Source organism: Woodsholea maritima DSM 17123 (assembly GCF_000382325.1).
Classification (GTDB): domain Bacteria; phylum Pseudomonadota; class Alphaproteobacteria; order Caulobacterales; family Maricaulaceae; genus Woodsholea; species Woodsholea maritima.
This window is the reverse complement of sequence record NZ_KB908063.1, coordinates 44,115-69,913: the sequence shown is the minus strand read 5'-3', so window position 1 is coordinate 69,913 and position 25,799 is coordinate 44,115. Positions and strand designations below refer to the sequence as shown.

23 protein-coding genes are annotated in these 25,799 nt (G+C 57.7%); 16 read left to right on the top strand and 7 right to left on the bottom strand.

From position 1 onward, the window contains the following. Window positions 1-627 precede the first annotated feature (627 nt). Entirely contained in the window at window positions 628-1,593 is a 966-nt protein-coding gene (locus H151_RS0114050) for a methyltransferase domain-containing protein (protein WP_019962308.1), read from the bottom strand. Here H151_RS0114050 and H151_RS0114045 point away from each other — a divergent pair. From H151_RS0114045 to H151_RS0114030, 4 genes are read left to right on the top strand one after another with little or no spacing between them, the layout of a single operon-like run. Further along, window positions 1,581-2,366 (top strand): ComF family protein, encoded by a 786-nt coding sequence (locus tag H151_RS0114045; protein WP_233354600.1) that lies wholly within the window; start codon window positions 1,581-1,583, stop codon window positions 2,364-2,366. The genes H151_RS0114050 and H151_RS0114045 overlap by 13 nt on opposite strands. A 60-nt stretch (window positions 2,367-2,426) precedes the next feature. Beyond that, window positions 2,427-2,696 (top strand): glutaredoxin 3, encoded by a 270-nt coding sequence (gene grxC, locus H151_RS0114040; RefSeq protein WP_026354028.1) that lies wholly within the window; start codon window positions 2,427-2,429, stop codon window positions 2,694-2,696. A 1-nt stretch (window position 2,697) separates the two neighbouring features. Further along, window positions 2,698-3,513 carry a carbon-nitrogen hydrolase family protein gene (locus tag H151_RS0114035; protein ID WP_019962305.1) on the top strand — a complete coding sequence of 272 codons (816 nt, stop codon included), beginning with the start codon at window positions 2,698-2,700 and terminating at the stop codon, window positions 3,511-3,513. Further along, the gene (locus tag H151_RS0114030; RefSeq protein ID WP_019962304.1) at window positions 3,510-3,998 is read left to right on the top strand and encodes a DUF1178 family protein; all 489 of its coding nucleotides are present in this window, start codon (window positions 3,510-3,512) and stop codon (window positions 3,996-3,998) included. Before H151_RS0114035 ends, H151_RS0114030 begins: the two co-directional genes overlap by 4 nt. Before the next feature lie 8 nt (window positions 3,999-4,006). Here H151_RS0114030 and ispG read toward each other — a convergent pair whose 3' ends face one another. From ispG to H151_RS0114010, 4 genes are all read right to left on the bottom strand, one after another. Next, entirely contained in the window at window positions 4,007-5,176 is a 1,170-nt protein-coding gene (gene ispG, locus H151_RS0114025) for a flavodoxin-dependent (E)-4-hydroxy-3-methylbut-2-enyl-diphosphate synthase (RefSeq protein ID WP_019962303.1), read from the bottom strand. A 144-nt stretch (window positions 5,177-5,320) separates the two neighbouring features. After that, complete coding sequence (locus H151_RS0114020; RefSeq protein WP_156823522.1) at window positions 5,321-6,202, bottom strand: helix-turn-helix domain-containing protein; 882 nt, start codon at window positions 6,200-6,202, stop codon at window positions 5,321-5,323. 79 nt (window positions 6,203-6,281) lie between these two features. Further along, window positions 6,282-8,600: a phosphoenolpyruvate--protein phosphotransferase gene (ptsP, locus tag H151_RS0114015; protein WP_019962301.1), complete on the bottom strand. Its 2,319-nt coding sequence runs from the start codon at window positions 8,598-8,600 to the stop codon at window positions 6,282-6,284. 65 nt (window positions 8,601-8,665) lie between these two features. Continuing rightward, window positions 8,666-9,901: an aspartate kinase gene (locus H151_RS0114010; protein WP_040759759.1), complete on the bottom strand. Its 1,236-nt coding sequence runs from the start codon at window positions 9,899-9,901 to the stop codon at window positions 8,666-8,668. 217 nt (window positions 9,902-10,118) lie between these two features. Between H151_RS0114010 and ubiG the strand changes: the two genes are divergently transcribed. From ubiG to H151_RS0113990, 3 genes are read left to right on the top strand one after another with little or no spacing between them, the layout of a single operon-like run. Next, window positions 10,119-10,892 carry a bifunctional 2-polyprenyl-6-hydroxyphenol methylase/3-demethylubiquinol 3-O-methyltransferase UbiG gene (ubiG, locus tag H151_RS0114000; protein WP_019962298.1) on the top strand — a complete coding sequence of 258 codons (774 nt, stop codon included), beginning with the start codon at window positions 10,119-10,121 and terminating at the stop codon, window positions 10,890-10,892. 37 nt (window positions 10,893-10,929) lie between these two features. Then, the gene (locus tag H151_RS0113995; protein WP_019962297.1) at window positions 10,930-11,280 is read left to right on the top strand and encodes an ArsC/Spx/MgsR family protein; all 351 of its coding nucleotides are present in this window, start codon (window positions 10,930-10,932) and stop codon (window positions 11,278-11,280) included. A gap of 2 nt (window positions 11,281-11,282) precedes the next feature. Beyond that, on the top strand, window positions 11,283-11,891 hold the full coding sequence (locus H151_RS0113990; RefSeq protein ID WP_019962296.1) for an LOG family protein: 609 nt from the start codon (window positions 11,283-11,285) through the stop codon (window positions 11,889-11,891). Between the two features lie 3 nt (window positions 11,892-11,894). Here the strand turns inward: H151_RS0113990 and H151_RS0113985 are convergent, their stop codons facing one another. Further along, entirely contained in the window at window positions 11,895-12,665 is a 771-nt protein-coding gene (locus H151_RS0113985) for a tetratricopeptide repeat protein (RefSeq protein WP_019962295.1), read from the bottom strand. Between the two features lie 178 nt (window positions 12,666-12,843). On the opposite strand from H151_RS0113985, the gene prfA reads away from it, so the two are divergent. The 5 genes from prfA to H151_RS0113960 all read left to right on the top strand — a co-directional run bounded on the left by prfA (window position 12,844) and on the right by H151_RS0113960 (window position 19,563). Beyond that, on the top strand, window positions 12,844-13,920 hold the full coding sequence (gene prfA / locus H151_RS0113980; RefSeq protein ID WP_019962294.1) for a peptide chain release factor 1: 1,077 nt from the start codon (window positions 12,844-12,846) through the stop codon (window positions 13,918-13,920). 2 nt (window positions 13,921-13,922) lie between these two features. Further along, complete coding sequence (gene prmC, locus H151_RS0113975) at window positions 13,923-14,774, top strand: peptide chain release factor N(5)-glutamine methyltransferase (protein WP_019962293.1); 852 nt, start codon at window positions 13,923-13,925, stop codon at window positions 14,772-14,774. A gap of 242 nt (window positions 14,775-15,016) precedes the next feature. Then, complete coding sequence (locus tag H151_RS16570; RefSeq protein ID WP_019962292.1) at window positions 15,017-15,805, top strand: DUF4167 domain-containing protein; 789 nt, start codon at window positions 15,017-15,019, stop codon at window positions 15,803-15,805. 191 nt (window positions 15,806-15,996) lie between these two features. Further along, window positions 15,997-18,621 (top strand): ATP-dependent chaperone ClpB, encoded by a 2,625-nt coding sequence (clpB, locus tag H151_RS0113965; RefSeq protein WP_019962291.1) that lies wholly within the window; start codon window positions 15,997-15,999, stop codon window positions 18,619-18,621. A 111-nt stretch (window positions 18,622-18,732) separates the two neighbouring features. After that, window positions 18,733-19,563: a dienelactone hydrolase family protein gene (locus H151_RS0113960; RefSeq protein WP_019962290.1), complete on the top strand. Its 831-nt coding sequence runs from the start codon at window positions 18,733-18,735 to the stop codon at window positions 19,561-19,563. A 72-nt stretch (window positions 19,564-19,635) separates the two neighbouring features. Here H151_RS0113960 and H151_RS0113955 read toward each other — a convergent pair whose 3' ends face one another. Then, window positions 19,636-21,171 (bottom strand): M23 family metallopeptidase, encoded by a 1,536-nt coding sequence (locus H151_RS0113955; protein WP_019962289.1) that lies wholly within the window; start codon window positions 21,169-21,171, stop codon window positions 19,636-19,638. 225 nt (window positions 21,172-21,396) lie between these two features. On the opposite strand from H151_RS0113955, the gene H151_RS0113950 reads away from it, so the two are divergent. The 4 genes from H151_RS0113950 to H151_RS0113935 all read left to right on the top strand — a co-directional run bounded on the left by H151_RS0113950 (window position 21,397) and on the right by H151_RS0113935 (window position 25,792). Beyond that, window positions 21,397-21,630: a hypothetical protein gene (locus H151_RS0113950; RefSeq protein ID WP_019962288.1), complete on the top strand. Its 234-nt coding sequence runs from the start codon at window positions 21,397-21,399 to the stop codon at window positions 21,628-21,630. Between the two features lie 57 nt (window positions 21,631-21,687). Next, the gene (gene chpT, locus H151_RS0113945) at window positions 21,688-22,353 is read left to right on the top strand and encodes a histidine phosphotransferase ChpT (protein WP_019962287.1); all 666 of its coding nucleotides are present in this window, start codon (window positions 21,688-21,690) and stop codon (window positions 22,351-22,353) included. A gap of 101 nt (window positions 22,354-22,454) precedes the next feature. Beyond that, window positions 22,455-25,319, top strand: a complete 2,865-nt coding sequence (locus H151_RS0113940) for a chemotaxis protein CheA (protein ID WP_019962286.1) — start codon at window positions 22,455-22,457, stop codon at window positions 25,317-25,319. A gap of 11 nt (window positions 25,320-25,330) precedes the next feature. Beyond that, window positions 25,331-25,792, top strand: coding sequence for a chemotaxis protein CheW (locus H151_RS0113935; RefSeq protein ID WP_019962285.1), 462 nt, complete (start codon window positions 25,331-25,333; stop codon window positions 25,790-25,792). The last annotated feature ends 7 nt before the right edge of the window (window positions 25,793-25,799 follow it).

Below are 25,799 nucleotides of genomic sequence, written 5' to 3'. Positions count from 1 at the left end.
GGTCGGCTCCAGCACGCACAGGCCGTCGGCTGACAGGCCTGTCAGCGCCTTGCGGATGCTGGCGGAGCGGTTGGGGAAAGTCGTGACACGCCCGGTGGCGGTGTCGAAGGCGGTGATGGTGTCCTTGGCGACATCAAAGCCGCAGACATGGGCGGGAGGCTGCTGCAGGGCGGGCATGACTGTGCTATCCTTGACGTGCTTCGGATTGTTTGCGGGCGTGGGTGTCAGCCAGAGGCCCAATCAACTCTCCAAGCGGGAAAAGGGAAGCGTCAGGGAGCCGTGATGACAGCGGGTGAAAACCCAACCCCGGGACGGTCGCCTGACGCTGAAGCTGCGGGTTAAGGGTCGCAGCTTCCCCTTTACCCTAACACCACCGACAACAAACAATCCCGGGCAAGCGTCGCGCTCAAGTAGCCGACAGGCGCTAGCGCACAACAAAGCACGACCCGGGATCTATAAACATCGCCTTGAAGCACAATAGATCCCGGATTAAATCCGGGATGACAGTTTTTCATGAGATCCTCGCTTCGCTGCGGGCGGACACTTCTTTAATGCCCTGCCGGCTATCGCCTACTTGAGGGTTGGGCCTTGCGGGCTGATCGCCCATCGACTATCTGACGGCAAACCTTACCCCGCCTTATCGCCGGCAGAGATTTCCTGTGTGCCGAGCGCTTCAGCGAGGCTGACCTTTGCGGAACCGGGGCGTTTGGGTTTGGGCTGATCAGGGTGGGGGGCCCAGGCGGCCCCATGAATAATCTCAAATGTGGCCGGGATTTTCCCATCCTCATGGCCGAATTGGTCGTGATAGCGCGCACTGGCCTCCAGGAAATAGTCGCGAGATGGCACCTCGCGGGGGCGCTCAATCAGGGCATTGGTTTCACCCATGCCGCGCAGATCGCGCATCAGGGAAAAGGCATTGCCAAAGCGCACATTAACCCGGTCAATATCGCTGACCGGCATATTAAATCCGGCCCGGCTAAGCAGTTGGGCAAAGTCCATGGTATCGGCAAAGGGCGAGATCCGGCGCGCCTGGGCGCGGCCCTGGGCCTCATCCGTCGCGTGCAGGGCGTGGCGCAGCTCATGAAGGGTTTTGCCGCCCAGCAGAGCGCTTGCAAAAAAGCTATCGGGTTTCAGTGCATAATTCATCTGGATCAGCGCGCCCACGGGATCATTGGTCCAATGCAGATGCAGCACCGAGATGATGAGATCAAAGCGCGCTTCGCCCAAGGGCAGGCGCTCTTCATCCAGGCATAGGCTGGGATAGGGCGATCCGCGAAGGCGCGCCTCACTTAAGTCTGCCGTAATGATGTGTTTCATTTTGGCACGCGCATCATGATGATCGAGCGCGTCGGCGAGCGCTGGGCCCGCGCCCATTATGAGACAGGTTTCAAAATCTCGCGTAATAAGACAAACTCGATCAAGAAGATCGTCTAGCGCGCGAGCATGTAAATAGGCATAATCGCCAAACTGCGCGGCGCTGGATGTGCGGTGTTGGCGCACCAAGGCGCGATCAAACACCACCGGGGCAGCCTGGGGCGTGGGCGGGGCCGGGCGATTAGAAATCAGGGGGCGCGAGGTTGATGATCGGGTCATGGCGGGGATATGGCGCGGATTGGACGCGAAGAAAAGCCTCTTGGCTGTTGACGCGAATGACCGACCTGATCTGGCCGCCGGTCTCGCCCTTGTCAGGCGAGATGGTATCGAGCCATGGGGCATTAAGTCCCGCCGATTGGCAAAAGCTGTCTTTTTTGGAAGCCCCCTGGTGCGCGCGCTGTGGTTTGCCCTTCGATTATGATCTGGGCGAGGGGATGGAATGTGCACCCTGCCAGGCCGATCACTCCCCCCTTGAACATGTGCGCGCGGCGCTGGTCTATGATGAGGCGAGCCGGGGCCTGGTGCTGGCGTTCAAACATGGTGGCCGCACCGAAGGGCTGGCGAGTTTTGCCCCCTGGATGGCGCGCGCGGGACAAGCGCTTTTGAGCGATGCCGATGGCTTGATCCCGGTGCCCCTCCATCCGCAGCGCTTACGCCAGCGCGGTTATAATCAATCTTTATTATTGGCCAAAGCGTTAGCCAAAGTTTCGCATGTGCGCGTGGAACCCCACCTGCTGGCCCGCGTTAAAAGAACATCCACCCAGGATGGAAAGGGCGTAGCCGCGCGCCAGCGCAATGTCGCAGGGGCCTTTAAAATTCGCGAAAGTATGCTATATAAAATTTCTGGAAAAAGCTTCGTTTTGATAGATGATGTTTATACCACGGGAGCAACCTTGAAGGCGTGCGCGCGCGCCTTGAAGCGGGCGGGCGCAGCGAAAGTCAGTGCGATTGCCTTGGCCCGTGTGATCAAACCCATCGACACGACGGTTTGAGGCTCAACGCAGCATAAACCGTTTTCAATGCGCTATCATACGAAAAAAGAAAGACGTTTTATGAGCCAGCCTGTTACGATTTATGTCCGCGAGATGTGCCCCTATTGTGTGCGTGCGGAAGGTCTTCTTAAAAAGAAAGGTGTCAGCTATACCCGTATCGATGCGGGCATGGACATGGCAAAAAAACGCGAAATGATGGATCGCGCCCAAGGGGCCAGAACCTTCCCGCAGATTTTTATTGGCGAGACCCATGTCGGGGGCTGTGATGATATGATGGCCTTGGAGATGCGCGGTCAATTGGATGCTCTGTTAGAGGGCAAGGCGGCTTAGAATGAAAATCGCTCTGGTTCAGATGCGCTCCGGCGTAGATATGATGGGTAATCTTGCAGATAGCGAGGCGGCCATTCGCGAGGCGGCGGCCAAGGGCGCGCGCCTGATCGCGACGCCTGAATGCACCCATCTGATCCAGAAAGATAAAGACGCTCTGTTCGCCGCGATCAAAACCCCGGATACCGATCCGGGCATGGTGCGCTATGGCGATCTGGCCGAAGCCTTGAATATTGATCTGTTCATTGGTTCGATGGCGCAGCTGGGCCCGGATGGGCGTGCGGTCAATCGCAGCTATCATTTTGGCCCGGATGGTCAAATCAAAGCCCAATATGACAAGATCCATATGTTCGATGTCAGCCTGGGCCAGGGCGAGACCTATTCTGAATCCGCCAATTATGCGCGCGGTCGACGCGCGGTGAAGACGTCGGCGCAAGGGGCCAAGATTGGTCTTTCCATCTGCTATGATGTACGTTTTGCTTATCTTTATCGGCGTTTGGCCAAGGCCGGGGCGCAAATCCTGATGGTGCCCGCCGCCTTTACTCAGCCCACGGGCCGCGCCCATTGGGAGGTTTTGTTGCGCGCGCGCGCCATCGAAACCGGGTCTTATGTGTTGGCGGCCGCCCAAGGCGGTAAACATGAAGATGGTCGCAAAACCTATGGTCACTCGATGGTGATCAATCCCTGGGGTGAAGTGATCGCGACGCTTGACCATAATGAGCCGGGACTTCTTTATGCCGAGCTTGATCTGGAGGCTGTGGCCAGTGCGCGTGGGCGTATTCCAGCCTTACACGGTGATCAGGAGATTGAGGGGCCATGATCCGCTATGCGCTGATCTGTGAGGATGAACACGGGTTTGAAGCCTGGTTCAGCAATTCTGCGTCTTATGATGATCAGGCCCAGCGCGGTCTGGTGGAATGCCCCCATTGTGGCTCCACCGCCGTGCGTAAACAGTTGATGGCCCCAGCATTGGCCACGTCACGCCAGAAAGAGGCGCGCCGCGAGCGGGCTCAGTCGGCCCAGACAATCAAGGCCGAGGGCGCACAAACCCAGATGAGCCATATTGACGGGTCGAATTTGGAAGATATTGCGCGTAAAATGCGCGCCCATATCCGCAATAATTTTGACTATGTGGGCGACACCTTCGCCAAGGAAGTGCGCGCCATGCATAAGGGTGAGCAGCCCGAGCGCCTGGTCTATGGGGAGACGACGGCCAAGGAAAGTGAAGCCCTGCGCGAGGAGGGGATCAGCTTTTCCGCCCTGCCAGAGATCTTCACCCCGACCCCGCCGAAAAAAACCAATTAAGCCAGGCGCTATTGTGCGGCGCTGAGCGCATCGCGGGCTGTCTCACGCGCTTTCTCGGTGGCTTCGCGCTCTTGGCGTAGGATATCGGCGCGCTTTTCCACCAGCTCGACAATATGCTCGATCATCTCTTCGTTAGAGACATTATGATCGGGTTTGCCGGCAATATACATCTTGCCAGAGCCTTTGCCCCCGCCGGTAAAGCCCAGATCGGTGAAGGTCGCTTCGCCCGGTCCATTGACCACGCAGCCAATGATGGACAGCGAGATCGGCTCAGAAATGTGGGCCAGACGCTCTTCTAACGCCACCACCGTGTTGATGACATCAAAGCCTTGGCGCGCACAGGAGGGGCAAGAGATGATATTGACTCCGCGCGTGCGCAGCCCCAGCGATTTCAAAATGTCATAGCCGACTTTGATCTCTTCGACCGGATCAGCGGACAAAGAAACGCGGATCGTATCACCAATCCCAGCCCATAAGAGATTACCCATACCGATGGCGGATTTCACCGCGCCGGTCCGCGCCCCGCCCGCTTCGGTGACGCCCAGATGTAAAGGCGCATCGGTGGCTTCGGCCAGGCCCATATAGGCGGCCACGGTCAAAAACACATCAGAGGCTTTGACCGAGATTTTATACTGATCGAAATCACACTCATCGAGCAGGCGGGCATGATTAAGCCCGCTTTCCACCATGGCTTCAGGGCAGGGCTCGCCATATTTTTCCAGAAGCTCACGCTCTAAAGAGCCAGCATTAACCCCGATGCGGATCGAACAGCCATAATCCTTGGCGGCTTGGACGACTTCGCGCACGCGTGCCATGGACCCGATATTGCCCGGATTGATGCGTAGGCACGCCGCGCCCGCCTTGGCCGCTTCGATGGCGCGCTGATAATGGAAATGGATGTCAGCCACCAGGGGCACTTTGGCCGCTGCGGCAATGGTTTTAAAGGCCGCGGTGGACTCTTCATCCGGGCAGGATACCCGCACGATATCGGCCCCGGCCTCTTCCAGGCGGCGGATCTGGTCAATGGTCGCGCCCGCATCGGTGGTCGGGGTGTTGGTCATGGATTGCACGCTGATCGGGGCATCGCCGCCCACCTCAACATTGCCGACGCGGATCTTGCGCGAAACGCGGCGCTCAATCGCGCGCCAAGGCCGGACGGAGGTGTGATCTTGTGCCATGACTTTGCCCTCGGGGCTGGCCGCTGCGCATTCAGGCGTTAAGCGGCATGCGTGTTTTAAGACTGCCTTCTAACGCGGATATAAGGCGAGGGGAAGGCATGCGCCATCCCCTCGCACAGATGATAAAATGCCTCAGAGGACGGCTTAGAGCCCGCCCGAATAGGCCGCGTCCGCCGTATTGGTGCTGGCGCTACGGCCCAGCAAGGTATCGGCTGAAACATTTTCAACCGCCTGACCTTGTTCGCCTATCGGACCCAAAGATTGTCCGCCTGCATAGGCAAAAATACGCCCGGCATTTTCGGTGAGCACGGTCAGACCGGGCTCATCGGGGGCGCGATAGGCTTCGCCCGGTTGCAGATCACGAGAGAATAAAATCCGACCCGACGCATCACGCACTTCCACGAAGGTCGGTGCACTGGCGCGCAGGATTAAAGAGCGGTGCGAGCGCGCGCTGGGTAAATTCGCCCATACCTGATCCACCCCGATGGACTCTTCCAGCTCAGCGACCAAAGCTTTGGGCGCTTCTACCCGCACGCTTTCGCGCGGTGTGGTTTCAGCAAGCTCGGCTTGCTTGCCGATTTGGGTGGCATACCAGGCCCCGGCGGCGATCACGCAGCACAAGATAACGGCCACACCCAGAACGCCACGCGGTAATTTGATCTCGACCTTTTGCTTGGGCGCAGTGGGTTGAGCGCGACCCGTATCGCACTCCACCTCTTGTTTGAACTGATCCACAATCGGGCCGACATCCAGACGTAAAAACGCCGCATAGGTGCGCAAATATCCGATTGTATAGGCGCGCGAGGGTAGACCACGCGGGTCCATATGCTCCAGCGCCTCTAGATAATCACGGCGAATACGAGTGCGCGCAGATGCAGAATCGAGGGTCAAACCGGCCTTCGATCGGGCATGGCGTAATCGCTCGCCAACACTCATAAGGCCTGCGACGTGTCCGTCTTCGGCCGGAAAAATAGCATCCATAGGAACAAATTGGTTCGTATTTGAGTTAATTAATGTGTTCGACATCTCGTTGCGCTCCTTTTGGGAACGCCCCCACCCCTCAGTCGGCATAAATGTGGCCCTCACACCACATCAACGAACTTAATCAGAGACGAAAGACTTTTTCAACACTTTCCGTGTTGAGCCCTGCATCTGACCCAGCATTAAGGAGCGCTGCCCGCAAATGCGGCATATGCCCCCCGGCCGGTTGAGACATCGCAGATGCAAGCCAGGTGCCGAGCTGACCGGCATCGAGGCTTCGTAGAGCTTGTTTGACAGGTCCAATGCTGGACGGTGCCATCGATAAGCGCTCATACCCCAATGCAGCCAGGACGCAGGCCTCCAAAGGCCGCCCTGCAATCTCACCGCACACAGATACGGGCTTATTGTGACGCTTACATGCGTCCGAAATAGATTTCAAAAGTCTTAATGCAGCTGGCGCAATCACCTCATAGCGCGTGGCGACTTTGGGGTTTTGACGGTCGGCGGCATAAAAATATTGCATCAGATCATTGGCGCCGACGGCAAAGAAATCCGCCAGGTCGAAATAAGCCTCTAAATCATAGGCTGCTGCCATGGTTTCGACCATCATGCCCGCGCGCACCAGGCTGGGTGGTTGATAGCCATGACGCACGGCGTGATCGACTTCCTGTCTCAAAAAGGCACGCGCCTGGGCCATTTCTTCGCGGGTGGCAACCATGGGGAAGAGCACGCTTAAGGGGCGTCCCGCTGCGGCACGCACCAGGGCGCGCAATTGATAGCGATAAAGCCCAGGCCGATCGAGGCCCATGCGAAGCCCGCGCCAACCCAGGGCCGGATTGGCTTCGCGCAAAGACGGTGTATAGGACGTCACTTTATCGCCGCCCAAATCCAGGGTGCGGAAGATAATTGGCTTATCTTTGACCTGATCATAGGCCGCGCGATAAAGTTCGATCTGGGTGTCCAGCTTGGGCAGGGTATCAGAGACCATGAACTGGAATTCCGTACGGAAGAGGCCAACCCCATCCGCGCCGGTATCGTCCATCTGGCCCAGCTCGACCAACAGGCCGGCATTCATGTGCAATTCTAAGCGGACCCCATCGCGGGTGACGGCCGGTTCATGGCGATCATTGGCATAGCTGCGCCAGCGCGCGCGCAGGCTCTCCATACGCTCTTCATAGGCCTTGGTGACTTCCGGCAGCGGGCGCACATGCAGCACGCCGGTTTCCCCGTCCAGAATGACACGATCGCCGTCCTCAAGAAGATCGAGCGCGCCTTCCACCTGTCCCACCATGGGAATGCCCAGGGCCTTGGCGACGATGGCGGCATGGCCGGTGGGCGAGCCTTCTTCCAGCGCGATACCGATCAGCTTGGTGCGATCATAATCGAGAAGCTCCGCCGGACCGACGGAGCGGGCAATCAAAATGGCATTTTCCGGCAGCTCTAGCCCGCTCGCCCCATCATGCTCCAACTCCAAATGGCGAAGCAGGCGATTGGCGAGATCTTCCAGATCGTGCAAGCGCTCGCGGAAATTCGCATCGCGCGCCTTCATCAGACGGGCGCGATGTTCGTTTCTGACCCGCTCCACGGCGGCTTCGGCGGTCAGGCCAGAGCGTACCGCCTCATGCAGGCGATTAAGCCAGCCACGGTCATGGGCGAACATGCGATAGGCTTCTAAGACTTCGCGCGAGGGTGTCCCGGCGGGCAGGCGCCCACTATCCAGCAAGGCGTCAACCGAACGGCGAAGGCGCGCAATCGCGCTTTCCAGCCGCTCTTCCTCGGCTTCGGCGTTTTCCGCCACCATGCGTCCGGAAATCACGTGGGGTTCGTGAAGGACGGCAACGCCAATCCCCATGCCTGGGGCCAGCGCCGCTCCGACCAGGCGTTCTGGCCGTGTAGGGCGCACATCCAGGCCCTTAAAGCCTTCGGCTGTCACCAGATCCCCGCTGACGACAACCTCGGCCAACAGCATGGCGACGGTCTGCAGGGTTTCGATCTCGACCTCATTCATGCGCCGCTTGGCCTGGGTCTGAACGGTCAGAACGCCCACCAGACGGCCCCCGCGCAGGATCGGCACGCCCACGAAAGACTTAAACGGCTCCTCGCCGGTTTCCGGCTTGTAGGAGAAATTGGGGTGGGCGGGCGCATCCTCAACCGAGACCGGGCGTGCGCGGCGCGCCACAAGACCGACCAGGCCCTCATCGGCTTTCAGGCGTGTCTTGTGAACCGCATCGGCTTGCAGGCCATAGGTCGCCGACAGCTCCAACGCGCCATTGGCCAGCATCAGATAAATCGAACAGACCTGGGTCTGGGTCTCCTCAGCGATAATATGGGTCAGGCGATCTAGCCGCGTCTGGGCGTTTTCCTGCACGGCCATAAGATCACGGATCCGGCGCAGAAGACGGCGTGGCCCGCGTTGAGGAGTATGGATGGCGTTTGCTGTCATAGGCCCAGATAGTCCTGTTCAACCCAAAAGGGAAAGGTATCAATTATAAGTGACGCCCCGGTGACTTATGCCTCCAGGCCATAGGCCCCGTGCAGGGCCTTCACCGCGTGCTCTAGCGCATCGGCCTGCACCAAGGCCGAGATTTTAATCTCTGACGTGGCCACCATGCGCACAGATAGGCCCTCCTGGGCCAGAACGCCATAGAGGGTGCGCGCCACATCGGCCCGCCCGCGCAGTCCCGTGCCCACCACAGAGACTTTGGCGAGATCGGTTTCATGGCCCAGCGTGCCCTGGCCCAAGCGTTCTAATACGTCTTTGACCGCGCTCAAAGCTTGGGCAAGGTCTTTTTGCTCGACGGAGAACTCCAAGGCAATAGCTTGAGTTTCAAAACCATGGGTTTGCACGATCATATCCACACCAATATCGGCCTGGGCGAGGGCGGCAAAAATCTCCGCTGCGGTATCGGGGCTTTCGGGTAAATCCGACAAGCGGATACGCGCCTGGGCTCTGGCATAGGCAATGCCAGAGACGATGCGGCGTTCTGCGAGATCTTTGGGGTTCATGACCTCAGTTCCTTGACTGTCACCGGGGGCTAAGAAGCTGGACTTAACCCTTAAGATGACGTTACGCGCCTTGGCAAATTCGACCGAGCGGGTCTGAAGCACTTTGGCCCCCATCGCCGCTAATTCCAACATTTCATCATAGCCGATGGCCGGTATGCGCCGCGCGGAAGGAACGATGCGCGGATCGGTGGTGAAGACGCCATCGACATCGGTATAGATATCACACTCTGCCTCAAGCGCGGCGGCAATAGCGACCGCGCTGAGATCACTGCCGCCCCGGCCCAGGGTTCTGACGCGTCCTTGGGCATCAATGCCTTGAAAACCAGCAATCACCGGTATGGTTCCGGTGTCCATCACGCGCTTTAACAGCGAACCATCGAGCTGGCTGATCTGGGCGCGCCCAAAGGGACCTTCCGCCTGGATCGGGATTTGCCAGCCCAGAAAAGCGCGCGCGCGCAATCCCCCTTCGCGCAGGGCCAGCGCCATCAAGGCCGCGGACACTTGTTCGCCCGCAGACAGCGCCAGATCGGTTTCCGCCTCGCCCAAGCCGCCCTCAAAGCCCTCACACAGCGATAAGATGCGGTCGGTTTCCCCGGCCATGGCAGACACCACCAGTGCAATTGGGCGGCCCTCACGCGCGGCATGGGCGGCGATGCGCGCGCTGTGGCGAATGCGCTCAGGGCTTCCAACAGAAGTCCCGCCGAATTTTAGAACTAAGGGGCGCGCTTGGCTCGGCATCAGGGGGCTGTTTCGTGAAAAGAGGTCGCGGCGATGACGCACGCGACTGGTCAAGGGGCTCGATTTGCACCCTAAAGCGCCCCATATAAAGCGTTAAGTGAAATTGTGCAGCCTTTGCAGTGGGTCTAGCGTTAAGCTGATGTGAGTGTCGCGCAAGATCCCTGAGAAGTGCGTGTCGTGCAGTTCAAAAACTTTGACGAGCAAGAGGGTTAAGTCCATGGCCGCCTCTATCGAACCGGATACCTTGTCCACGCCTTCAATTGATCCAGAGGAAGTGGCGAAATTCTCTGCGATGGCGCAGGAATGGTGGAATCCCAAGTCTAAATTTGCGCCCTTGCATAAGTTTAATCCGGCGCGGTTGAGCTATATCCGCCAAGTTCTGTGCACGCATTTCAAGCGCGAGGGCGTGGACAAACCGCTCTCGGGTTTAAAGCTTTTGGATATTGGCTGCGGCGGCGGCCTGGTCTCTGAACCCATGGCACGCCTGGGCGCGGATATGACCTCGGTGGATGCCGGTGAAGCCAATATCAAAACCGCGATGGTTCATGCCGAAGAGGCGGGCCTTACCATCCATTATCGCCATGGCACAGCCGAGCAAATCCTGGCCGAAGGCGGGCCAGAGCAATTTGACTGCGTGCTGAATCTGGAAGTGATTGAACATGTCGCCGACCCCATGCGCTTCCTGGACGATTGTGCGGCCCTGGTGAAGCCGGGCGGGGTGATGATTGTCGGGTCCATCAATCGGACCGCGCGCGCCTTTGCCACTGCGATCTTCGGGGCCGAATATGTGCTGGGCTGGCTGCCGCGCGGCACTCACCGCTTTAACAAGCTGGTGCGTCCGGGTGAAATAGAAGCGGGCCTTAAAACGGCCGGTTTCAACGTGCATACCCCTGTCGGGGTTAGCTATAATCCCTTAAAAGACAGCTTCTTTATTTCCGGCGATAGCGGGGTCAATTATTTGATGGTCGCTGAGAAACCCGCACGCGACTAAGCCCTTTTAATACGTGATGAATATAAGGACATGGCTCATGTCAGTGACCGTTTATGCCCTAAAAACCTGCGATACCTGCCGTAAAGCCATTAAGGCGTTAAGCCCGCTATATCCCGATATGCGCGTGGTGGATGTGCGCGAAGAGGCGGATCTGGCGAGCCTTTTGCCCGATTGGTTGGAGCAGGTGGAGCTTGAGGTCTTGCTCAACACCCGCTCCACGACCTGGCGCACCCTCAACGAAAGCGATCGCGAGGCGGCCAACTCCCGCGAAGGCGCGATTGGCCTTCTTGTGCAATATCCCACCTTGTTAAAGCGCCCTGTGATTGTTAAGGGCGATAGGATTTATGTCGGCTGGAGCGGGCCTGTTCAAAGCGCGCTGGGGCTTTAGTCATGAAAGATCAGATTGAAATGACGGCCAAGACGAATATCTGCGTCTATTGCGGATCGCGCACCGGGATCAATGCGGCCTATACCCAATTGGCGAAGAATGTGGGCGCGGGGCTGGTGCGCGCGGGGCGCACCCTGGTCTATGGCGGCGGTCAGGTCGGTCTGATGGGCGTTCTGGCCGATGCGGTCATTGATGCGGGCGGGGATGTCATCGGGGTGATCCCGGATTTTCTGGCCCATAAAGAGGTCGCACATCCGCGGGTCAAAACCATGCATATCGTTGAAAGCATGCATGTGCGCAAAGCCATGATGGCCGATCATGCCGACGCGTTTATCGCGCTGCCCGGCGGGATTGGCACCATGGAAGAGCTGTTTGAGATTTGGACCTGGACCCAGCTGGGCCGCCATAAAAAGCCGGTCGGTGTGTTGAACACCAATGGGTATTTCGACGGGCTTTTAACCTTCCTGGACCGGATGCGCGATGAGGATTTTTTAAGCGCCGAGCACCGCGCCATGTTGATGGTGGATGATGATCTCGATCGTCTGCTGGCGCGCTTTGACGCCTATGAAGCGCCTGAGATGGATGTGCGCATCAAGGTCGCAAAGCTGTAAGGCTTACACCAAATCCTGGGTATCAATCGCGACGTCTTGGTGATCCATTAAGAACCGTTCTACCGCATCTTTCAATTGCGCGGCGCTGTCCGCATCCTTGTGAAAAATCTCGCCTCTTTGCAGGTGCAGATAGATATTCATCGTCGCATGGACATAGCAGGCTGAACCTGCGCGCAGTAATTCATGGCGCGCCATCGTGATATCATTCACATCCCCGCCATTATCGCGCACCATCCAGTATAGCGCATAGGCCGATTCAGGGATGCTGGGCGCGGCGCGGGTCAACCAGCTGCGCGCGCGGATCGGATCTTGTAACTGGTTCAGCGTGCCATGCAGATAAGCCAGGCCCACCTCATGCATGGCTTGTGGGTGACCTGCAATGGCTGCGCCCAACAGATATTCAAATCCGGCATTGAGATTGGGTTTGGAGCCAAAGCTTAAGACCAAAACACCCACGCGATACATCGCCTCAGGATCATTCGCCAAGGCCTGTTCCATCAGCGCCGGTGAGATTTGACCCGTGCTCTGCATATATTGGGTTTCACGCTCCATCCAGGCCAGGCCCGGGCGATCAGCCCAAATCGCGCTGGTTGCACAGGTCTGCGCGCGCGTCAGCCAGGTTTGTTCCTGCGCGGAGAGAGGGGGAAGGGCACCTGCGGTTTCGCTCGGCTGCGCGGCCTGCGGATAGCTGATCCACAGCGCGGCTAGACCCAAAATGCTGGCCGCACTGGCCCAGCCCCACCGTACCGGGTGGCGCGATGTTTCCTCAGCCATGATAGTCCCCTCAAAGTCCAGTCTAAGGCCCACTATGGCAGGCTCGCCTAAGGGGTGAAAGCAAAAAGTGTTAACACTTTCTTGTCACCTGCAGTCGGCCCCGGTTTGCTGTGGAAAGCGGCATAAACGGTAAAAGGGGACTTCACGGACGATCAATCCAAGCGTATTCGCTTATCCTATGCGTGTACAAGAAGCCAAACTCGACCAAGTCATCGACCGTTTTGAGCAAGTTGAAGCCCGTTTGGGCGCGGCTCAAGACGGGGAAGAAATCGTGCGCCTGTCCAAGGAGCATGCCGAATTAAAGCTCGTGGCGGATAAAGCCAAGGAGCTGAAATCCGCGCGCGCGGACCTGAAAGAGGCCGAAGCGATCATCGAGGATAATTCGGATCCCGATATGACGGCGCTGGCGCGTGAAGAACGCGAAGAGATTAAAGCCCGCTTGCCGGAGCTGGAGCAGGAATTGCGTTTGCTGCTGCTGCCCAAAGATGCCGATGATGAAGCTTCGGTGATGTTGGAAATTCGCGCCGGGACCGGCGGCGATGAAGCCGCTCTGTTCGCGGGCGATTTGTTCCGCATGTATGAGCGCTATGCCAGCTTGAAGGGCTGGAAGGTCGAGGTCGATTCCGTCACCGAGTCTGAAGTGGGTGGGTATAAAGAGATCATCGCGGCCGTATCTGGCGCGGGCGTCTTTGGTCAATTGAAATTCGAATCCGGTGTGCACCGGGTACAGCGCGTACCGGAAACGGAATCGGGCGGACGTATCCACACTTCGGCGGCGACAGTGGCAGTTTTGCCTGCGCCCGATAATATCGAGATTGATATTAAAGACAGTGATATCCGCATTGATACCATGCGCGCCTCTGGCGCGGGCGGTCAGCACGTCAACAAAACCGATTCTGCGGTGCGTTTGACCCACCTTCCCACCGGGATTGTTGTGGTCTCGTCTGAGAAGTCTCAGCACCAGAACCGCGCGCGGGCGATGAAAATCCTGCAAGTGCGCCTTTATGAAAAAGAGCGTGAGGAAAAGGCCGCTGCGCGTGCCGCTGAGCGTAAGGGCCAGGTCGGTTCGGGCGATCGTTCTGAACGGATCCGCACCTATAACTATCCGCAAGGCCGGGTCAGTGATCACCGGATCAATTTGACGCTGTATAAATTGCCCGAAATCGTCGCGGGTGACGCGCTGGGCGATGTGATCTCCGCGCTCATCACCGAGGACCAGGCCGCGCGTCTGGCCGCGATGGAGCAAGAGGGTTAGGCGTGGCGGGGCTCAGCGCCCTTCGCCGCACTTTGACGACGCGCCTTCTTCATGCCGGAATTGATGAGGCCGAGGAGGAGGTGCGCCGCCTGATCCTCGCCCTTGAGGGGATGAGCGCCAGCCGGTTGATCACCGATCCCGACTATGAACTTGACGCCGACAACTTGGCGCGTTTGGAGTGCTGGATCAAACGGCGTGAAGCGCGCGAGCCTCTCTCTCAGATCTTAGGGTGCCAAGCCTTCTGGACTTTGGATCTGAAGGTCACGCGTGATGTTCTAACCCCGCGCGCCGATAGTGAGGCCTTGATTGAGGCCGCGCTCAAACGCCGGCCTGATCGCGTGCCAGCTTATAGATTTTTGGATCTGGGTACCGGATCAGGGGCGTTAATCCTGGCGCTCCTCAGCGAATATCCCAAGGCAACCGGGGTGGGCGTTGATCTCTCGCCTGAGGCCTTGGCGGTGGCGCGCGAGAATATGAGGTTGACCGGGTTGGAAGCGCGCTGCGAGATGCGACAGGGCTGCTGGGCAGACGGCTTGAGCGGGCCTTTTGATCTGATCATCTCAAACCCGCCTTATATAGCCCATGAGGTGATCGCCAGTTTAGATCCAGAAGTGCGCGATTTCGAACCGCATCTGGCCCTGGATGGTGGGGCGGATGGACTTGATCCTTACCCGCATTTATTTCGCGAAGCGCGCCGATTATTAGCGCCCAAAGGGGTGGGTGTTTATGAAATTGGGTATGACCAGGGTGCGCGTGCGCAAGAAATTGCACATCAGGCGGGTTTTCAGGATGTTGAAATCGTTAAAGATTTAGGGGGGCGTGATCGCGCCATCGCTTTTTCGCAAGCACACTGAGAAAAAGGGGTTGGAATCTAGGACATAATAAGGCTAGGTTCAGAACCCGAGCGAACGAGACGCACGCGATATTTCAAAATCGTGTCTTAAAGCGGGGGTTTGTCGCTCAAAGATCCGGGCCAGGGACATACGCTTTGTAACCCTTTTCATGGGTGTACAAACGCAAGGCTTAAACCTCGCGCGACTATTAAGGCTCCGGGATAAGCATTTTAATGATAACGCCGCAAGAGGTCAGGCGAACCATGAAGCGTCAACGTGGTCGCGGACGTAAGTCCAGCAATCCCCAAAACCGTACGTTTGAGAGCAATGGCCCAGACGTAAAAGTTCGGGGCAATGCCAGTCATATCTACGAGAAGTATTCTCAATTGGCCCGCGATGCCGCCTCGTCTGGCGACCGGGTTATGGCGGAAAACTATCTCCAATATGCCGAGCATTATTACCGTATAGCCTCGCAATTCGCGCCCAAGCGTGAGCGCGAAGATCATTATGATCGCGACGATCATGACAGCTCGGATGAGGGCGAGGATACACTCGACACCTCTAACGAGGAGGGCGAGGGCCAAGAGGCCAATAATGGGGCCTCTCATGGGGGCTCTCGTGACTCGTCTCACGGTGATCAGGACGGCGAGGACAATCGTCAAGAGCGTCCACGCCGTGGTCGCCACAATAATAATGGTCGCGGTCGTCGTCGCTCTGAGGATGAGGATCAGCGCCCGCGCCGTCAACCGCGCGCAGAAAAGCCTAACAGCGACAGTTTTGGCGATCCTTTGGCTGTGGTCAGCCCTGAGGGTGCGGATGATGAGGTCAGCCATGGCGCGAGTGAGCTGGATGGCACATCGAGTGACACCGCGCCAATACCTGCACCTGTACCCGCTCCTGCACCGAGCCCTGAGGTTGGCGCAGAGGAAAAGCCCAAGCGTGTACGTCGTCCGCGCAAGCCCCGCGTCGCCAAGGATGAAGACGCTGAAGCGGCTTTAAAAGACGCAGGCCCTAAGGATTCTGATGATAAATCAGAGACCGCTGCGGCCTAAACGCGAAGCGCAAGGATGTTAAAAAAAAGCGCCGTCCCGCCGGGACGGCGCTTTTTTTTGTCCATTTTGCCGCATCCCCCTTGTGTTGCGTGTTTGTCACACCTAAGTGAAGGACACGCAGCCAGAGCGTGCTTCGAAGAAGGCGTTCAAATCCAACAGGCTGTGTCTCGCTGAAGTCTCGGGAGACAGATATGAACTTTGATACTTATACTGAACGTGCGCGCGCGATCATTCAGGCCGCACAGGGCTATGCCCTTAATCGCAAACACCAACACTTTACGCCTGAGCATCTGTTCAAGGCGTTGATTGATGACAATGGCGGATTAGCGAAAAACCTGATCCAGGCCGCCGGTGGGCGCGCGGATGCCGCGCGCGATCTGATCGAAGCGGCGTTGAAAAAACTGCCCCAGGTTGAAGGCGGCAGTGGCCAGCTTTATCTCGCGCCCAAAACCGCTGAGGTCTTCACGACCGCTGAGGAGGCCGCGAAGAAGGCGGGTGATCAATTCATCACCGCTGAGCGCCTGTTGCAGGCCCTAAGTGTTGTGGGTGGCACGCCTACGCAGGAAATTTTCAAACAAATTGGCGTCACCGCGCAAAGCCTTAATCAGGCGATTAATGATCTGCGTCAGGGCCGGACGGCCGATAGTGCGTCCTCAGAAGATACCTATGAGGCGTTGAAGAAATATGCCCGCGATCTGACCGAGGTCGCCCGCGAAGGTAAGCTTGATCCAGTGATTGGCCGCGATGATGAAATCCGGCGCACAATCCAAGTGCTTTCCCGGCGCACCAAGAACAATCCGGTTCTGATCGGGGAGCCCGGCGTGGGTAAAACCGCGATCGCCGAAGGCTTGGCGCTGCGCATCGTCAATGGCGATGTGCCCGAAAGCATCAAGAATAAACGCCTGTTGGCGCTGGATATGGGTGCGCTGATTGCGGGGGCAAAATTCCGTGGTGAGTTTGAGGAGCGTTTGAAGTCGGTCCTCAACGAGGTTCAGTCCGCCAATGGCCAGATCATTCTCTTCATTGATGAAATGCACACGCTTGTCGGTGCCGGGAAGACCGATGGCGCGATGGATGCGTCCAATCTGTTAAAGCCCGCTTTGGCGCGTGGGGAGCTGCATTGCATCGGCGCAACGACCTTGGATGAGTATCGCAAACATGTGGAAAAGGATGCCGCCTTGGCGCGTCGTTTCCAGCCGGTCTTCGTGGAAGAACCCAATGTGGCCGATACGATTTCGATCCTGCGCGGTTTAAAGGAAAAATACGAAGTTCACCACGGGGTGCGCATCGCCGATAGCGCGATTGTGGCCGCGGCCACCTTGTCCAATCGCTATATCACCGACCGCTTCTTGCCCGATAAAGCCATCGATTTGATGGATGAGGCGAGCGCGCGTCTGCGTATGCAGATCGATAGTAAGCCCGAAGAATTGGATGAGCTGGATCGGCGCATCATTCAGCTGAAAATCGAAGCCGAAGCCTTGAAAAAGGAATCGGATGAGGGGTCGAAAAAGCGCCTCGATAGTCTGCATAAAGAATTGGCGGAGCTCGAAGGGCGCTCCAATGAGTTGACCGCCGCTTGGCGGGCCGAGAAAGACAAGCTTGCCTCTGCCACCGAGGTTAAAGAGCAGCTCGATCGCTTGCGCGCGCAATTGGCTGATGCAGAACGGCGCGGTGATCTGGCCAAAGCCTCTGAGCTGAAATACGGCCAGATCCCTGAATTAGAGGCGCGCGTGCGCGCGGCTGAGGAGGGCGATCATGCTCCCGCCAATGGTCATGCCAGCATGGTCAAGGAAGTGGTGGAGGATGAGCAAATCGCCGCTGTCGTGTCGCGCTGGACCGGGGTGCCGGTGGAAAAAATGCTTGAAGGCGAGCGTGATAAGCTATTGCGGATGGAAGACGGTCTGCGTTCGCGCGTCATTGGTCAGGATGCGGCATTGGAAGCCGTGTCGGATGCCGTACGCCGGGCGCGTGCAGGCCTGAAAGATCCGAACCGCCCGATTGGCTCTTTCCTCTTCCTGGGGCCGACGGGTGTCGGGAAAACCGAGCTGACCAAAGCTTTGGCGGAGTTTCTGTTCGATGATGAAACGGCCGTAACACGCCTGGATATGTCAGAATATATGGAGAAGCATTCGGTCAGCCGCATGATCGGCGCGCCTCCCGGCTATGTTGGGTATGAAGAGGGCGGAGCCCTGACCGAAGCCGTGCGTCGCCGGCCCTATCAGGTGGTCTTGCTGGATGAGGTAGAAAAGGCGCACCCGGATGTCTTCAATGTCTTGCTGCAAGTGCTTGATGATGGGCGTTTGACCGATGGTCAGGGGCGCACGGTGGATTTTCGTAACACCTTGATTATCATGACCTCTAATCTGGGCGCGGAGCATCTCTTGAGCGGGGATGTTGAGGCGGCCCGCGATAAGGTGATGAATGCGGTGCGCATGGCCTTCCGGCCCGAGTTTTTGAACCGGATTGACGAGGTTATCCTCTTCCGCCGCTTGGAAGCCGAGCATATGGGCTCTATCGTCGCCATTCAGATTCAGCGCCTGGCGCAATTACTGGCGGATCGCCGGATGACGATTGATCTGGATGACCATGCCGTTCAATGGCTGGCGCAGAAGGGCTATGACCCGGCCTATGGCGCACGGCCTTTAAAACGGGTGATCCAGAAGGAGCTGCAAGATCCGCTGGCGCGAATGATCTTGGAAGGAAGCTTGAAAGATGGCCAAGCCATTCATGTCAGCGCTGAAGGCGATGCCCTAACTGTCAATGGCACGGCGGTCAGTCGAAATGTGCGTCCGGCGCAAGAGGCGGTCATTCAATAAGCCTTGCGTGCTCATTTGATGAAACGCCTCAACCCGGCCGGGTTGGGGCGTTTTTACTTGGTGGGGGCAAGGGGCTGTTCTAGGGTTAAGGCCTAACCGCATGAGAGCGCCATGGAAGATTTTAGCCCCGATCCCTATCGCCAAATCCTGAAATCGGATGCGCAGCATCCCTTCGACAACGCTTTTGATTTCGAGGCCGAAGGGATGGGCCATCCCGTCCTGGTCGAAGGCGCGGGGCCGGGCGTCATCTTGATGCATGAAATGCCGGGCTTTGTGCCGCAATTCTGGCGCTTGGCGCGCTGGTTGATCGCGGCAGGCTATCGGGTTTATGCGCCTGCGCTTTATGATCCCGTGGGCACCCCCGCGGATGAGGCCTGTCAGGCCAAAGGTATGGGGGCGTTTTTAACTGCCTGTATCTCGCGTGAGATCCATTTGTTTGCCCGCAATCACGCCAGTCCCGTGACGCAATGGCTGCGCGCGCTGGCCCGCCACGCTCATAACGAATGCGCTGGGCCGGGTGTGGGGGTGATCGGGCTATGCGTGTCGGGTAATTTTGCCTGGTCGATGGCGCTGGACCCCAGTGTTGTCGCCCCCGTGGCCGGGGAGCCGTCCTTGCCGCTGGGCGCGAAGGGCGCGGCGGGCAGCCTGCATCTTTCGCCCGCAGATGAGGCCGCCTTGACGGCGCGTGAAGACCTTCATGTTATGGCGCTGCGGTTTTCTGGCGATCCGGTCTGCCAAGCCCCGCGCTTTGAGCGCTTGAAATCCGTGGTGGGCGCGCATCGCCTGATCGAGCGTGTGATGCCGGACAGCGCCAAGAACCCGGCGGGCAATCCCTTTCCCCATGCCGTTCTCACCAAAGACCTCATCCAAGCCGATGGGGAGCCAACTTTTGAGGCCGCGCGTGAGGTTTTGCTCTTCTTAGAGGCGCGCCTTCAGCCTTAAAGATCTGTATGCGCCATTAAAAAAGCCGGGCTGCGATGGCCCGGCTTTTGTGCTTACGATGTCGAAATCCGATTACTCAGTCTGTCCATCGCTGTCCTGGCTGTCACCGGCCTGGGTATTGGCGGCAAACAGGGGTTGTGAGAAATCGCTGTTGGCGGCCGGTGAGGCGTCGCGCATGGCCCGGATCTCATCACGCGCGGCGATGAAGGTTTCCAACTCAGCATCGCTTAAGCGGCGGCCCGTAGGCAGGTCCAAGCTCATTGGATTGATGGGCGTGCCGTTCAAATGCACTTCATAGTGCAGATGCGGACCGGTAGAGCGCCCGGTTGTGCCGACATAGGCCACGATCTGGCCCTGGGTCACGCGGCTACCGGCGCGCACGCCGCTGGCAAACCCATTCAGGTGCGCATAGGCCGTTTGATAGCCATTGGCGTGGCGGATACGTAGATAATTACCAAAGCTGCCAAAGCGATTAGCGCGCTCGACTACGCCATTACCTGCGGCCATGATCGGCGTGCCGCGCGGGGCGGCAAAGTCGGTGCCGTTGTGCGGGCGTGACGTGCGCAAGATTGGGTGGAAACGACGGCCAAAGTTGGACGACAGGCGAGCCCCGTTGATCGGTGTTTTCATCAATAGGCGTTGGGCGCTTTCACCCTCTGGCGAGTAATAGCCGATAATGCCGTCTTCGGTTTCAAAGCGATAATATTCCAGATCCCGCCCACGATGATTGAGGTTCACATAGAGCACATCGCCGGTGCGCGCCACGGACCCTTCTTCATCGACCATGCGTTCAAATAGCACATCAAACGTATCGCCGGCCTGAATGGCGCGGAAGTCAACGGCAAAGCCTAGAACGCCGGCCACTTCATAAACGATGCGGTCGGTTGCACCAGATTCCAATGCGGCAAGGTAGAAATTGCTGTCAATTTCGCCTTGAGCGCGGACCATTTGCTGATCAAAGCTCGCCAAAGCTTCGCGGGTTTGGAACGTGCCATCATAGGTGCGCGCAACGGTAATGACGCGCTCACTATCGGGGCGGAAGGAGAGACCGGCCAGAGCCTGGACGGTCTCTTCAATCGCCTCGCCGGTATCATCATCCTGACGGGTGATTTTACGCGGGGCAAAATAAACTTTCAAATCCTGACCGGCGCGAAGATCGCGTGCCGGATAGACGGGGTTCAGCGCGGCAATGGCGCGCGCGGCTTCAACCCGTTCGGCACCGACATCGGAAAGGACGCTGGCGAAAGTCTGACCCGAGCGCACAGTGACATCAACACCGGGATCTTGGATGCAGGTTGCACACGCGCCGGTGAAAATCTCGTGCTCGGCCTCAATCAAATTGACGCCGACCAAAGCCGTTTGCGGGGCAGGGCTTTGCGTTAAAGCCGCTGAGGTGAGTTCTGTGCTCTGAGCATCCTGAGCGGATCCGCGCTGATGGCGCAGAGTGATCTGATTGCTGGCAGCCTCGCGGCTTTGCTCTTCGGCATAAGAGGGAAAGCGCGAAATCAGCAGACCAAAGGTCAAAACCAGACCCAGGCCCAGGGTGAAGAATAAGACCATAGCGCGAGAGCGACGCGCATGAGCGAGGCGGACGTCAAAACCGGACATTACGGGTGGCGCCTTTTCCTGCGTTGCTGAACAATACGATGAGTGTCAGGGTTGATCCCCGATCACAGTCGTTAAACTTACACTCTTATTGTCAACATATTATGATCATAGCGTCAAAATATGTCGAACCAGCATGTTGCTATCAATTTTGCCGTCTGCCAAGTGACTTTTAACGCGTTAACTGGTTAAGGATTTTCTGGTTTGGGCGATTAAGGATAGAGATCAATGACAAAGACGATTTTGCTGGCGGTGGTGCTGGGTGCAATTTTATTGGCCGCTGTGATTGCCTCGGTCATCACATGGCTTAGCATTGATAGTGCTATGACTTGGCACGGTTATTTGGCCTTATTCTTGGGCGTGGTCATTTCGCTGGGTTTGGGCGGTGGCCTGATGGCGCTGAGTTTCTACTCCTCACGCTCAGGCTGGGACGAGGCCGCGCATGATGATCGTGATGTATAAAATTTTGCACGCGGCGTTAACCTTATTGCTAGGCTGAATCAGCTAAGAGCGAATGTTATGATAGATACACTCGCTCTCGCCCCCGCCCAAATGGCCGCTTTGCTTTGTGCGCGGCTGTGTCACGACCTTGTCAGCCCTGTCAGTGCGCTCGGGGCTGCGCTTAGCGTTTTAGATGATGAAAACGCCGCTGATATGCGCGATGACGCTTTAGATCTGGTGCGCACCGGTGTGCGCCAGGCGCAAAGCAAGCTGGAATATGCGCGCTTGGCCTATGGGGCAGGCGGATCTGCCCCAGGTGTGATTGATATGCGCGAAATTCAGCGCCTGGCCGGTAATCTTTATAAAGAGGCCAAGCAGGAGCTGATTTGGAAGACCGAGGCTAGTGGTCTGGGTAAGCCTGCCGCGCGGGTATTGCTCAATCTGTTAATGCTCGCGGTCGATTCCATCCCGCGCGGCGGTCAGGTCACTCTTGATGTGACATCTAATGGCGGCGGAACGCGCATTCGATTGATTTCTCAAGGTAAAAAGGCGCGGATCGAAGAATCTGTGAAGCTGGCTCTGGCCGGTAAGACCCCCGATGATGGCTTCGATGGGCGCTCGATCTTGCCTTATTATACCGGACTTATCGCACGCGAGGCCGATGGCCGCGTCGATACTCATGTTGAAGAAGAGCGCACGGAATTTTCAGCTTTAATCCCGCCTATGGAAGGCATGATTGGTTGAACTGATTTCAGTGAGTGGGCTCGGACAAAAACGATGCGTTAACTCTGTGCGTGACACAGTAGGCAATATACTTGATCGAGCCCGTACTTAAGGTAGGCGTCATGGATGATCTGATCGTCGAATTTCTCGGTGAGACTTCTGAAAGTCTCGATGTTATTGATGTTGAGTTGGTCAAGTTTGAAAACGACCCGACCGACAGAGCAACGCTCGATAACATTTTCCGTCTGTTGCATACGATCAAGGGAACCTGTGGTTTCTTGGGTCTGACACGGCTTGAGGCCCTGGCCCATGCGGGGGAGACCTTGCTGGGTAAATTCCGCGATGGAGATATGATCGCGGATAGTGCGGCAGTGACCGTGGTTCTGAAATCCATCGACCGCACCAAAGATATTTTGGGCGGACTGGAAGAAACCGGGGCGGAACCTGCGGGCGATGACAGTGATCTGATCACCCAGCTGGAAGATCTGGCCATGCGTAAGAACGCACCGGCCCCGGCTGCGCCGCCGCCCGCACCAGAGCCTGAGCCTGAACCTACCCCGGCGCCTGTTGAGGCAGCCGCGCCAAGTGATGATCGCTTCGATTCTGATTTAGATCGGCCATTGCGTCCGGGCGAGGTATCCCTGGCCGAATTGGAAGCCGCCTTCCAGAATACTGACATTGAAGATGCGGCTCCAGCGGCCCCTGCGGCAACCCCACAGCCTTCTGAGGCGGGTGAAGAGCGAACTTTGCGTCCGGGTGAAGTGTCTTTGGAAGACCTGGAAGCCGCCTTCCTGGCCGCCGAAGGCCCAGACGACATTATCAATCCGCGCGATGAAGTCCCGGCTGAGCCTGTGGCTGTAGCGCCTGCGCCAACGCCAGCCCCTCCGGCTGCCGCGCCTGCGGCGGCGGCACCTAAACCCGCTGCGCCCGCACCGAAACCTGCTGCGCCCAAGCCTGATCCGCGTGATGATACGGCGCATGAAGGCGGTCTGAAAAAAGGTCAGTCTTCTATCCGGGTGAGTGTGGACGTCCTTGAAAGCCTGATGACAACGGTGTCGGAATTGGTTCTGGCGCGTAACCAACTCCATCAGATCGTTCGTGATAACGAAGATTCAACGCTGAAAACCCCGCTGCAACGCTTGTCCTCTGTGACCGCGGAATTGCAGGACGGCGTGATGAAGACGCGTATGCAGCCGGTGGGCGATGCCTGGCGTAAGCTGCCGCGGATTGTTCGCGATATTTCTCAGGATCTGGGTAAGTCCATCAATCTGGTGATGGAAGGTGAAGAGACCGAGCTTGATCGCCAGGTCTTGGAACTGATCAAAGATCCGCTGACTCATATGGTGCGTAACTCCGCTGATCACGGGTTGGAGACCAAGGAACAGCGCAAAGCCTCAGGTAAGTCTGAGGTCGGTACGATTAAGCTGTCTGCCTATCATGAAGGCGGCGCAATCATCATGAAGATTTCTGATGATGGTGCGGGCCTTAATACTGAACGCATCGCACAGAAAGCCGTTGAAAAAGGGCTGATCAGCGAAGACGAATTGGCCACGATGAGCGAAGGCCAAATCCATCGCTTTATCTTTGCCGCTGGCTTCTCCACAGCCGCCCAGGTCACTAACCTTTCTGGGCGCGGTGTGGGTATGGATGTGGTGCGCACCAATATCGAGCAAATTGGTGGCTCCATCGATGTGATGTCAGAGCGCGGTAAAGGCACCACCTTTGCCATCAAAATTCCGCTGACCTTGGCGATTGTCTCTGCCTTGATCGTGAAAGCCGGTGAAGATCGCTATGCTGTACCGCAATTGGCGGTGCGTGAGCTGGTCCGGGTTGGCCCTGGCAGCGATAATAAAGTCGAAGCGATCAATGGCGCGCACATGATCCGTCTACGTGATCGCTTGCTGCCCGTCGTCAGTGTACATACGGTTTTGCAAACCGGTCATAATGTCGATCACATCAATGAGTCTGGTTATGTCATCTTGGTCGAAGCGGCCGGGCGTAAAATCGGTCTCATCGTTGATGATGTTCTCGATACAGAAGAAATCGTGGTCAAGCCGCTCTCCGGTGCGCTGCGTGGGATCAATGTCTATTCGGGCGCGACCATCTTGGGCGATGGTGCGGTGATCATGATTTTGGACCCCAATGGTGTGGTTCAAGAGGTCGCCCATAGCGAAGAAGAGGGCGAGACCGAAACCGCCGAAGCGTTGCGCGCTTCAACCGAGCAGCGCCAGCGCTTGTTGTTGGTCAAGGCCGGTGGGGCCGAGGCCAAGGCCGTTCCTGTCAGCCTTATCACCCGTCTGGAAGAATTCGATGCGGCCAAGATCGAAGTGGTCGATGGTCAGCACGTGGTGCAATACCGCGAGCGTCTGCTGCCGCTGGTCCACATTTCGGGTATGGATACCTTTGCCGGTGAGGGCCGTCAGGCCGTGCTGGTCTTCTCCGAAGAGGGGCGTTCTGCCGGTGTCGCCGTCGACGAGATCATGGATGTCGCCGAGGAAACTCTTGATCTGCAGCTCGGCTCGCAGCGTCCAGGGATTATCGGCTCTGCGATCATCAAGGGCAAAGCCACTGAAGTTATCGACATCGCCTGGCATATGGAACGCGCCTGGAGCGGGGCTCCGGAACGCCGGATCCAGGGGCGCAAATCCATCCTGCTGGTTGATGCCGACGCGTTTGCACGTCGCATGATGGCGCCTCTATTGGCCGCCGCAGGCTATGATGTGACCGTTGCCGGTAGCTTGCATGAAGCGCGCGATGCCGGGGCCCATGGGGCTGTGTACTCGGCCATCGTTGGCGATCCTGCGGCGCTATCGCGTCTCGCCCAGGAAGGCTATTTCGCCGAAGTTCCACGTCTGGGCATCAGCTCAGAAGGGGCGTATGGCGCAAGCTATGACAGCGTCAATGAAGTGATCAGTTCCAATGATCGCGGCGGTATCATTGCCGCTCTTGATCGTGCGGCGCAATCTGATGATCAGCGTGCGGCTTAAGGAGCCAGGCTATGTCGACCATAACCAACGCCGAAATGACCTATGAATATGTGACCGTCAAAATTGGCGATCAATTATTCGGGGCCGGGGTGAGTGAAATTCGCGAGGTCTTCTCACCCCAGGGGGTGACCAGCGTGCCGCGTGCGCCCAGTGAAATCGGTGGATTGTTAAATTTGCGCGGACGAATTGTCACAGCCATTGATGCGCGTCGCCGGTTGGGCTTGGCCCCACGCGGTGCGAAAGAGCCTTGCATGGCGCTCGGCCTGGAAGTTGGATCTGAATTATATGGGGTTCTCGTCGATAGCGTGGGTGAGGTGATGCGCCTTCCCATATCAACATTGGAACCCACCCCTAGTCATTTGGATGGGCGCTGGCGCTCGATGATCAAGGGCGTTCACCGTTTAGAAGGTGAACTTATGGCAGTCTTAGACATGCGCGCACTTATCGCGGTTGACGCCGCCTATGCGGCGTAGAGGAGAC

What these genes read in the sequence shown, in the direction of transcription:
- H151_RS0114045 (WP_233354600.1), top strand. Translation starts at nt 1,581, where the DNA reads ATGATCGGGTCATGGCGGGGATATGGCGCGGATTGGACGCGAAGAAAA.
- H151_RS0114050 (WP_019962308.1), bottom strand. Translation starts at nt 1,593, where the DNA reads ATGACCCGATCATCAACCTCGCGCCCCCTGATTTCTAATCGCCCGGCC.
- grxC (WP_026354028.1), top strand. Translation starts at nt 2,427, where the DNA reads ATGAGCCAGCCTGTTACGATTTATGTCCGCGAGATGTGCCCCTATTGT.
- H151_RS0114035 (WP_019962305.1), top strand. Translation starts at nt 2,698, where the DNA reads ATGAAAATCGCTCTGGTTCAGATGCGCTCCGGCGTAGATATGATGGGT.
- H151_RS0114030 (WP_019962304.1), top strand. Translation starts at nt 3,510, where the DNA reads ATGATCCGCTATGCGCTGATCTGTGAGGATGAACACGGGTTTGAAGCC.
- ispG (WP_019962303.1), bottom strand. Translation starts at nt 5,176, where the DNA reads ATGGCACAAGATCACACCTCCGTCCGGCCTTGGCGCGCGATTGAGCGC.
- H151_RS0114020 (WP_156823522.1), bottom strand. Translation starts at nt 6,202, where the DNA reads ATGTCGAACACATTAATTAACTCAAATACGAACCAATTTGTTCCTATG.
- ptsP (WP_019962301.1), bottom strand. Translation starts at nt 8,600, where the DNA reads ATGACAGCAAACGCCATCCATACTCCTCAACGCGGGCCACGCCGTCTT.
- H151_RS0114010 (WP_040759759.1), bottom strand. Translation starts at nt 9,901, where the DNA reads ATGCCGAGCCAAGCGCGCCCCTTAGTTCTAAAATTCGGCGGGACTTCT.
- ubiG (WP_019962298.1), top strand. Translation starts at nt 10,119, where the DNA reads ATGGCCGCCTCTATCGAACCGGATACCTTGTCCACGCCTTCAATTGAT.
- H151_RS0113995 (WP_019962297.1), top strand. Translation starts at nt 10,930, where the DNA reads ATGTCAGTGACCGTTTATGCCCTAAAAACCTGCGATACCTGCCGTAAA.
- H151_RS0113990 (WP_019962296.1), top strand. Translation starts at nt 11,283, where the DNA reads ATGAAAGATCAGATTGAAATGACGGCCAAGACGAATATCTGCGTCTAT.
- H151_RS0113985 (WP_019962295.1), bottom strand. Translation starts at nt 12,665, where the DNA reads ATGGCTGAGGAAACATCGCGCCACCCGGTACGGTGGGGCTGGGCCAGT.
- prfA (WP_019962294.1), top strand. Translation starts at nt 12,844, where the DNA reads ATGCGTGTACAAGAAGCCAAACTCGACCAAGTCATCGACCGTTTTGAG.
- H151_RS16570 (WP_019962292.1), top strand. Translation starts at nt 15,017, where the DNA reads ATGAAGCGTCAACGTGGTCGCGGACGTAAGTCCAGCAATCCCCAAAAC.
- clpB (WP_019962291.1), top strand. Translation starts at nt 15,997, where the DNA reads ATGAACTTTGATACTTATACTGAACGTGCGCGCGCGATCATTCAGGCC.
- H151_RS0113960 (WP_019962290.1), top strand. Translation starts at nt 18,733, where the DNA reads ATGGAAGATTTTAGCCCCGATCCCTATCGCCAAATCCTGAAATCGGAT.
- H151_RS0113955 (WP_019962289.1), bottom strand. Translation starts at nt 21,171, where the DNA reads ATGTCCGGTTTTGACGTCCGCCTCGCTCATGCGCGTCGCTCTCGCGCT.
- H151_RS0113950 (WP_019962288.1), top strand. Translation starts at nt 21,397, where the DNA reads ATGACAAAGACGATTTTGCTGGCGGTGGTGCTGGGTGCAATTTTATTG.
- chpT (WP_019962287.1), top strand. Translation starts at nt 21,688, where the DNA reads ATGATAGATACACTCGCTCTCGCCCCCGCCCAAATGGCCGCTTTGCTT.
- H151_RS0113940 (WP_019962286.1), top strand. Translation starts at nt 22,455, where the DNA reads ATGGATGATCTGATCGTCGAATTTCTCGGTGAGACTTCTGAAAGTCTC.
- H151_RS0113935 (WP_019962285.1), top strand. Translation starts at nt 25,331, where the DNA reads ATGTCGACCATAACCAACGCCGAAATGACCTATGAATATGTGACCGTC.